Annotated in this window: 6 protein-coding genes; all 6 read right to left on the bottom strand. The window is 33.6% G+C overall.

The annotated features are described in order from the left end of the window. Window positions 1-1,765 (bottom strand): hypothetical protein (locus PHI38_RS07625; RefSeq protein ID WP_299854627.1); only part of this gene is annotated, 1,765 nt, incomplete at its 3' end. A gap of 26 nt (window positions 1,766-1,791) precedes the next feature. Continuing rightward, entirely contained in the window at window positions 1,792-2,718 is a 927-nt protein-coding gene (locus PHI38_RS07620) for an SIR2 family protein (protein ID WP_299854624.1), read from the bottom strand. Further along, entirely contained in the window at window positions 2,718-3,995 is a 1,278-nt protein-coding gene (locus PHI38_RS07615; RefSeq protein ID WP_299854621.1) for a restriction endonuclease subunit S, read from the bottom strand. Before PHI38_RS07615 ends, PHI38_RS07620 begins: the two co-directional genes overlap by 1 nt. Further along, window positions 3,995-5,425 (bottom strand): N-6 DNA methylase, encoded by a 1,431-nt coding sequence (locus tag PHI38_RS07610; protein WP_299854618.1) that lies wholly within the window; start codon window positions 5,423-5,425, stop codon window positions 3,995-3,997. The genes PHI38_RS07615 and PHI38_RS07610 overlap by 1 nt, the downstream gene beginning before the upstream one ends. Window positions 5,426-5,451: 26 nt before the next feature. Then, the gene (hsdR, locus tag PHI38_RS07605) at window positions 5,452-7,833 is read right to left on the bottom strand and encodes an EcoAI/FtnUII family type I restriction enzme subunit R (RefSeq protein ID WP_299854615.1); all 2,382 of its coding nucleotides are present in this window, start codon (window positions 7,831-7,833) and stop codon (window positions 5,452-5,454) included. Between the two features lie 47 nt (window positions 7,834-7,880). After that, a partial coding sequence (locus PHI38_RS07600; protein WP_299854612.1) for a hypothetical protein occupies window positions 7,881-8,555 on the bottom strand: 675 nt, incomplete at its 5' end.

The raw sequence follows: 8,555 nt of genomic DNA, 5'->3' as shown, positions 1-8,555 counted from the left end.
AGTTAATAAGTGCGTGCAATGCTTTGCCATTGATAGAATTTAGCACATAAGTACTCATATCATTGTCATATTCTATTTGCTCTTCTTCCTTTTGTTCTAGTAGTAAAAAAATAATCTCTTTTGCTTGCGGAAGATATTTCTTATCAAATGCATTATCATCACTTTTTGTTCCATCTTCTATTAAACTTGCTATTTGACCTTTTAGCCATAATACATATTGCTCTTCTGATGCAAAAAAATCTTCATCTAATATGTTTAAAATAAAATCAAAAACTTTGCCCCACTCAAATTTTTTCTTTTCTTTCCAAGCGTTTGTGAGACCGTATATAAGATGATATTTGTAGATCCAATCAAGCTCTATAAACTTTTTTATTTCTAAAGAATACTTGTTTGGATTTTCTTTTACACAATCTGCCAAATCATTAGCTAGTCCTTCAACAAGATCACTATCTCTAGTAAATCTCTCTTTTTTTATTTTTGATGGATCAAATGCTTTAACCTCTTGGATAATTTCATCTACTGTTTTATTGCAAAAAACATCTTTCTTTTCAATAGGACTTTGATATCCGACCCACTCAGTACCACTAGTCCACATATCGAACCCTGGATGCTCTAGCTCAGAAGAGTTTACAGAATTATATTTTTCATACAATTCTTGTGCTTTCGTACTCGATGCTTTGATACTCCACAACCACTCTTTTTTCTTATAGGCTGTAACAATCTCCAACTGTTCAGCAGAAGCATCATCAAAATATTTGGAGTAATCTAAGCTTTCTATCCAATCTATCAACTTTTCTAATTCATCTTCGCTAAATTTACCGTTATTATCTTGCAAAAGTTTATAAAGTTCATGTTTGAAGGTAGTATTTATCGTGTCTTTATATGCATCAAACCAGTTCCAGAACAGCTCTTTTAATTCATCATACTTATTGTTGATAGTATGAAATGCTAACCTTTTAAAAATAGGATGCTCTTCATCTAAAAAGTTTTCTAAAATTTTTTTTATCTTATCTGCATCAAGATACTCTAACAAATCTCGTGTAAAAGATATAAGCTGATTATCATACCTCTCGGGAAAACTATTTTGAGGATGATCTTCAATAGCAGCTATCCATACATTGTTAAATGCTGCATCATCTTCCTCTATAACCTGTTTTACAATAGATATTAATATCTCAAGTCCAGCTAAATCAATAATTTCAACTATTGATTTAGAATGTTCCTCTAAAAGACTATTTAACCAATATTGTTCAAGTAACGGTGCTCTCTCCTGATAAGACTTTCCTTTGTCTTGAATTTCATAGTCAAAAATAACTCTTAAAAGGCTTAAAATATATTCATCCATGCCGTTATCAATAAGCACTGGTAAAACAACTTTTTCAATTTCGCTGTTTAATAAACCACTGCCACCAGAGTCTTTCAAAAGCATATGAATCATATCAATATGTTCTAGTGTTATATTCTCCTTTGGGAGATTAAACAAAATTTTAACTATAGAATAATCAGTGTAATAATCATAACTTTTATGCTCTTTTCTATACTCAAAAAATGCATTGACTATATCAAGTAAAATCTTAGTAGTCTCACTTCTCTCTTCTTCTTTATTTTGTAAAGAAACTGTTTCTAAAAAACTCAAATAAATTCTCATATCTTCTTGAGGTTCAAAATAGCCTTCTTTATACAGTGGTTCAAGCCAAACATAGAGATTTTGGTACTTATAAGCATTTTGAAAAAAGTATTTTTCATAATCTGGATTTAGCTTCATTTTTTGGATAGTTGATTCGACTTTATTCAAAACGGATTCCTTAACACTTCATCTATCTCATCAAAATTGTTTTGTAAAACATTTGTCGTGGTTTGAATTTGCTTTACCCACTCTTCTATAACAATTGGCAACTGCTTAAAACCTTTTTTATCTTTTGAATATGGTATGAGTTTCACTTTCATCTGATCAAAATACATCTGTTCAAAATCACAAAGTCTTTTTTCGTGAGTATAGTACCCACCAAGATAAAAATAATGATTTTCACTAAGGGTTATATTTTTATACATATGCTCTAGTAATTCAAACTCCCCCAGTCCATAACCCACAAATAGCACTGTTTTGGTAAAGAGCGATTCTAAAAATTTTATAAACTCCTTGTCTTTGTATCTTGTAAAATATTGTTCGACCGTAAAAATCAAACTAGCAGGTTCATTTATACTACCATGTATTTTGTACAGATTTTTATTTACAAGTGCAGTGCTTCCTGTAAACTTATTCGTTATGATATTTTGAGGGTTAAATATTTGGTCTATGTGTCTGTCAGCGTTTGTAGTGACAAAAATACCGTTTAGATTAAAGAGATCTCTATAAGTTTTTAGTTTTGGATTTGTTGATGTAACTTTATCATCGTTTAGTGATTTTTTCATCTCTTCCAAAAAAAGTTCATCATTCCCACTTTGATATAAAATGCCGTTACATATAGTAATCACTTTTTTACTGTTACCGCTTTGCTCCAGCATATTTTTAAGTTGTGTTGCTTCAAAATTGTTTAATAATGGTTCATCTGAGCCTAATGTATTTTCACATCGTTTGATTAAATCGTTTGCTAAACCATTCCAATCAGAACAACCTAGCTCATAAGACATACCTGCACCTATAAATATTACCAACTCTCCTAATTCGGCAGCTCTTTTTATTTGTGGTGGTAACTCAGGTATTTCTATGATTTCCATTAGTTTTTAAATGCCTCTTTAAGTACGCTTTGCATTAGTTTTTCTGTCTCTATTTTGCTGTTTTGTACTTCAAGTTCCAGTGCATCGCATGTAGCCATAAGTCTTTCTACTTTTTCAACTATTCGTTTTTGTTCTTCTGGTGGAGGCAAAGGAATAGGAAAATTTCTGAGAATATTTAAATTAAGACCTTTATATGCAATGCCCCTAAGATTATTTTCTATTTGATTATTAAAATATGGAGAGGTTAAAACATTTAAAATATAGTCTGTAAATTCATTATTGCTTATAGGTATCATTCCAATTTCTCTTGCAATATTGCATCCTCTCAGTGATGCGTCAACAATTCCGCATCCGCCCAAAGTTCCTCGAATATTTAATAAAATTTCGCCACCTTCTAAAATGGTTCTTTTGTATTGACTAGAAATTTCTTCGGTAACTTTTCTCGCATTAGTAATATCAATTCTTCTAAATTTGACATCACTACAGCGTAATGCAACTATGCCATTTTTTGTTGGTTCGTTACCCATTTTAACTATGCCGTATGTGATGCCTCTATCTTGATTCACAAGGTTATCTAACTTTATCCATATCCAAGTATTTGGAATTTTAAATGGCTGATTATCTTCGTTTGTTATGTGTAAATTATTATTTTTATATCTACATATAATCTCATCATTAAAGGTTGTGTGTTTTCTCCATTCATCAGTTAGTCTTCCATGAATAGCATCACTTAAAATTGAACTCCTAAGTTTATTTATCAGTTCTGATTGTGTTTGGAGTTCTTCTGAAACTTGATTATATTTTTCTTCAAACTTATTGAGATTAGCTTCAATATTTTTTTGCTCATCCAGTGTAGGAATAGGTATTTTTAAAGACAAAAACTTTTTAGCTTTAATTTCAGTTTTTATACCTCCACCTGTTTGTTCGGCAAGAGCATCTACAAATGCTGGACTTTTTAAAAACCACTTTAAAAAATTTATATCTATCTTCTCTTTATCAAAGCTATAAGAAGAATAATGAATAGTCGCAATAACATCTTCATCGCCCTCATAAACTGCCAATGCCCCTTTAGCTACATTGATACCAGATATTACTAAATCGCCTTTTTTGACTACTATCATATCTGTTTTAGTTGGTTTATTTTCTACTAAATGTATTTGTCCAGTAAAATCGATTTTTTCAATTCGTTTTAAATTGAGTTCATTCGCTTCCTCTGGTTTTAGTCGCTCTTTTCGCTCTGTTAAAAATGAACTTATTGCTTGTATCTTCGAGTTCATTACTCTTGAGCCTCTTTTCTAATTTGCTCTAAAAGTTCAACACTCTTGCTCATTGAAGCTTCGATCTTATCTATGATCTCGCTTGTTGTAAGTTCTTCCTCTACTTCACCCTTATGAGGATTTTTCACATCGAGATTAAAATTATTTGCTTTAATGGTGTCTATATCTACCTTGTAAGCCTGTTCATTTTCGCATCTATCACTCCACCACTTTTTCAGTTCTTCAAAATCTTGCAGTTTTACGGGTTTTGTTTTGGTGTATTTTTTATACCCTTGTGGCAGTGGTTGTTCATAGTACCATATCTCTTTTGTTGGCTCCCCTTTTGTAAAGAAAAGCAGATTTGTGTTTATGTCCGTATAGGGAGCAAATATCCCGTTTGGAAGTCTTACTATGGTGTGCAGGTTACACTCCTCAAGAAGTTTCTCTTTTATCCTAGCTGTTACGCCATCACCAAAAAGTGTACCATCAGGCAGAACTATCCCAGCTCTTCCTCTTGGTTTTAGCATCTGTATAAACAGAAGTAAAAAGAGGTCTGCCGTCTCTCTTGTACGGTAGCTTGCGGGGAAGTTGTTCTCTATCCCTTGCTCTTCCGTTCCTCCAAAAGGTGGATTTGCTACGATGCAGTCCACTCTTTCATTTGGAGTGATGTCTTTTAGGGGGTATGAGAGCGAGTTGTCATGTCTGATATTTGGCGTTTCTATATCGTGAAGTATGAGGTTTGTAAGACACAGCATGTAAGGAAGCTGCTTTTTCTCTATCCCTTGGATCGTATGCTCTAAAGTTTTTTTATCCTCTGCTGTTTTTACATCGCTTTTCATGATATGGTTTATGGAGCTTATAAGAAAACCTCCCGTTCCACATGCAGGGTCAAACACTTTTTCACCAAGCTTTGGATCTACCATCTGCACTATGAACTCTGTCACGGCTCTAGGTGTGTAGTACTCTCCTGCATTTCCTGCACTTTGAAGATCTTTGAGTATCTGTTCGTACATGTCATTGAAGAGGTGTCTGTCTGACAGATTATCAAAATGTATCTCTTCAAGTTTGTTTACCACTTGTCTTAGAAGTGTTCCAGACTTCATATAGTTGTAGGCATCTTCAAACATACCTTTTACAAGTGGTGCGTAAGCATTAGATGTAGTGATATCAAGCTCTTTTAGCGTAGGGAAAAGCTCGTTGTTTATAAAAAGCATAAGCTCTTCACCCGTTAACCCCTCATCATCAGTAGCCCAGCTTCTCCATCTAAGTTTTTCAGGGATAGGAGATTTGTAGTTTTCATTTTCTAGTTCAAACTCTTCCTCTTTTGCATCAAATACTTTTAGAAAAAGCATCCATACAAGTTGTGATATTCTTTGAGCATCCCCATCGACACCCGTATCTGTTCTCATAATATTTTGAATTGATTTTACGATATTTGAAATATCTGCCATAATTTATTTGTTCCTTTTAAAATTGTTTACGATGCGTATAAATGTTGTTCTATCTCTTTGATAAGTGACTGATACCCAGCTTTTCCACCGCCAAAAAGTTTTGTAAGCTCTTTCATAGTACCGTATTCGTTAAACGGCGGTACTTTTAGAACTGATATATCTTCTATACTCTCTATGCCTGATTCGGTATATTTATCTAACAGTGCGTTTATAACATCTTTGGCAATTCCAGTGTATTTGTCAAAATAGTTATTTTTCTTTAGTTTTCCTGCACGCTCGGCTCTTGTGAGGGCTGGTCTGTCAAATGCTATGTGACAGATAAGATCAAATGGATCCAACCCCTCTTTACCAACTTCACTCTCAAGCTCATCAAAGAACACACCTTGATCGCTTAGTGCTTTGATGACCGCTTCTTTTTGCTCTGCAGTGCTCCACTCTTGCAAAAACTCATCCAAGCTTGCATATCTGTTTTTAATATTTTTACGGCTGTAATCCACAAGCGACTCTGTGATGAGTTTTCCATCTGCTCCAATGTACTGCACTCTTTTGTTTAAAACTTTTACTTTTACACCGCTTACTATGTGGCGAGTAGGTTTTGAAGTACCATCTTCACCATCTGTTATAGATATACCTGGAGTTTCACCATATGGCTCACTTGGCTCATTTACAGTGTCACTAAACTCTTCTGGTATCTCTTCATCTGGAGGAGTTATAGGGTCATCATCTTTTGGCTCATATATTTGCACTGGATCACCATCAAAATCTGGGTCGGCAAAGAGTCTTGTAACATTTCTAAAGTCCATGATCGTAAAGTAAAGTTTTCCGTAAGTCTCGTTTATCCTTGTACCACGACCTATGATCTGCTTAAATTCTGTCATAGAACCAATGTTACTGTCAAGTACGATAAGCCCTGTTGTTTGTGCATCAACTCCTGTTGTCATAAGCTTTGAAGTAGTTGCTATGACTGGGTATGTAGATTCTGGATCTATGAAGTTATCTAGCTCTTTTTTTCCCTCATCATTGTCCCCAGTAATTCGCATAACATACTTTCTACTCTCTTTTGCCATAGCAGGATTGGCATTTACAAGAGCTTGTCGCATTCGCTCTGCATGATCTATATCTACACAAAAAACGATAGTTTTCATGTAAGGATCATTTTCGTTTAGATATTCAGTAACCTTTTTTGCTACAAGGTTTGTTCTTTGAGTGAGGATTAGGTTTCTATCAAAGTCTTTTGTGTTGTATTCTCTGTCCACAATCTCTTCTCCCTTATCATCAGTTTGTCCGTTGTATGGTCGCCACCCTTCAACATCTTTGTCTAATGACAATCGGATCACTTTGTATGGAGCCAAGAAACCGTCATCTATACCTTGCTTGAGAGAGTAGGTGTAAACTGGCTCACCAAAGTATGAGATGTTGCTCACATACTTTGTCTCTTTTGGCGTTGCAGTAAGACCGATCTGCACTGCACTATCAAAATACTCTAGTATCTCTCTCCATTGACTGTCTTCTGCTGCACTACCACGGTGTGCTTCATCTATGACGATAAGGTCAAAAAAGTCACGGCTAAACTCTTTAAATATCTTTTTCTCTTCACTATTGCCCGTAATGGCTTGATAAAGGGAAAGATAGATCTCAAAAGATTTATCAATCATCCTGTTTGTGACTTTGGTCATCTTGTCACCAAAGTGTTTAAAATCACCTATTTTTGTTTGATCTACAAGTATGTTTCTATCTGCTAGAAAGAGTATTCTTTTTGCTTTTCTTGACTTGTAAAGTCTGTAGATGATCTGAAATGCGGTATAAGTTTTTCCAGTACCTGTTGCCATGACAAGTAAGATTCTTTTTTGCCCTTTGGCGATGGCTTCTATAGTTCTGTTGATTGCATTTTTTTGATAATACCTTGGCTCTCTTTTTGGATCGTCGATGTAGTAAGGGGAAAGTGCCACCTTTTCTGCTTCATCTTCCTCGATACCTCTGTATTTTTTATATCTTTGCCAAAGTTCGTCTGGAGATGGAAAATTATCTAGTGTTATCTCTTTTTCAAGTACACCATGAGTAAGAGTTGGATCATGTTCTAAAAAGCCATCACCGTTTGTACTATAAACAAAAGGTATATCTAAAATCTCCGCATAGCTCAAACCCTGCTGCATACCATCACCGATGCTGTGTTTGTTGTCTTTTGCTTCGATAATAGCTATAGGAATATTTGGTTTGTAGTAAAGAATATAGTCCGCTCTTTTTTGCTCACCTCGGCGTACCATCTTACCGTGAACATATATACGACCGTTTGTAAAAAATGTTACTTCCTCTCTAAATTGAGAGTGTAAATTCCAGCCAGACTCTATGAGTGCTGGGGTTATATACTTTGTACAAATATCTCGTTCTGTTAAATTCTTCTTTGACATGTCACAAACCTACATTTTGTTATTCTATTATATTATCATATTTTATATTATAATGAGGATTGATAGTCTTTAGTAATAATATCAAAATAATTCTTGACACGGGAATGACTGATGCGATTAAATATTACTTCCCACAACTCTTGCATATTGACCTGAAATCCTACTTTTTTACCATCAATGATATTATTTTCAATTATGTCATAAGTTGATGATATTTCTTCAAATAATTCAAACCTATTAACATTTTCAGAATATACTTTATTTTGATTTTTTATTATTAAAAATTCATAGATATACTCAAAAGAGCATGGATTTTCTACAATCTTATTTTTATGAATGTAATCTGTAAAATCATTAAATATCTTTAGAATTTCATTAAAAGAAAAAACATTTTCAAGTAATTCTTGATTTTTATTATTGTATCGTCCCATGGTTGCTGATTCAAATTTATGTCTTAAAGAACTTTGTAATTCTATGTCTTTTATGTTATCTATTAATTTTGCCAAATAATCTTTTCTTCTAAATAACTCAAATAGCTTTTGATTATTAAGCTTATGACTTTTTTTAAATTCATTATCATACAAATATTCTAAATTTAAATCTTTTTCAATCGATTGAATATATTTGATTTCTTCATTAAAATCGTTTTTATGGTTGGTTGTAATAAACTCCCTTGTCTGAAGTTCATTAGCTTCTATACTTCTTTTTAAGTCTTCACTAAT

This window comes from Sulfurimonas sp., from assembly GCF_028694895.1.
In the GTDB taxonomy this organism is placed as follows: Bacteria; Campylobacterota; Campylobacteria; order Campylobacterales; family Sulfurimonadaceae; genus Sulfurimonas.
This window is presented reverse-complemented; position numbering and strand designations above follow the sequence as displayed.

Coding starts and splice junctions, on each gene's coding strand:
- PHI38_RS07620 (WP_299854624.1), bottom strand. CDS start 2,718: ATGGAAATCATAGAAATACCTGAGTTACCACCACAAATAAAAAGAGCT.
- PHI38_RS07615 (WP_299854621.1), bottom strand. CDS start 3,995: ATGAACTCGAAGATACAAGCAATAAGTTCATTTTTAACAGAGCGAAAA.
- PHI38_RS07610 (WP_299854618.1), bottom strand. CDS start 5,425: ATGGCAGATATTTCAAATATCGTAAAATCAATTCAAAATATTATGAGA.
- hsdR (WP_299854615.1), bottom strand. CDS start 7,833: ATGTCAAAGAAGAATTTAACAGAACGAGATATTTGTACAAAGTATATA.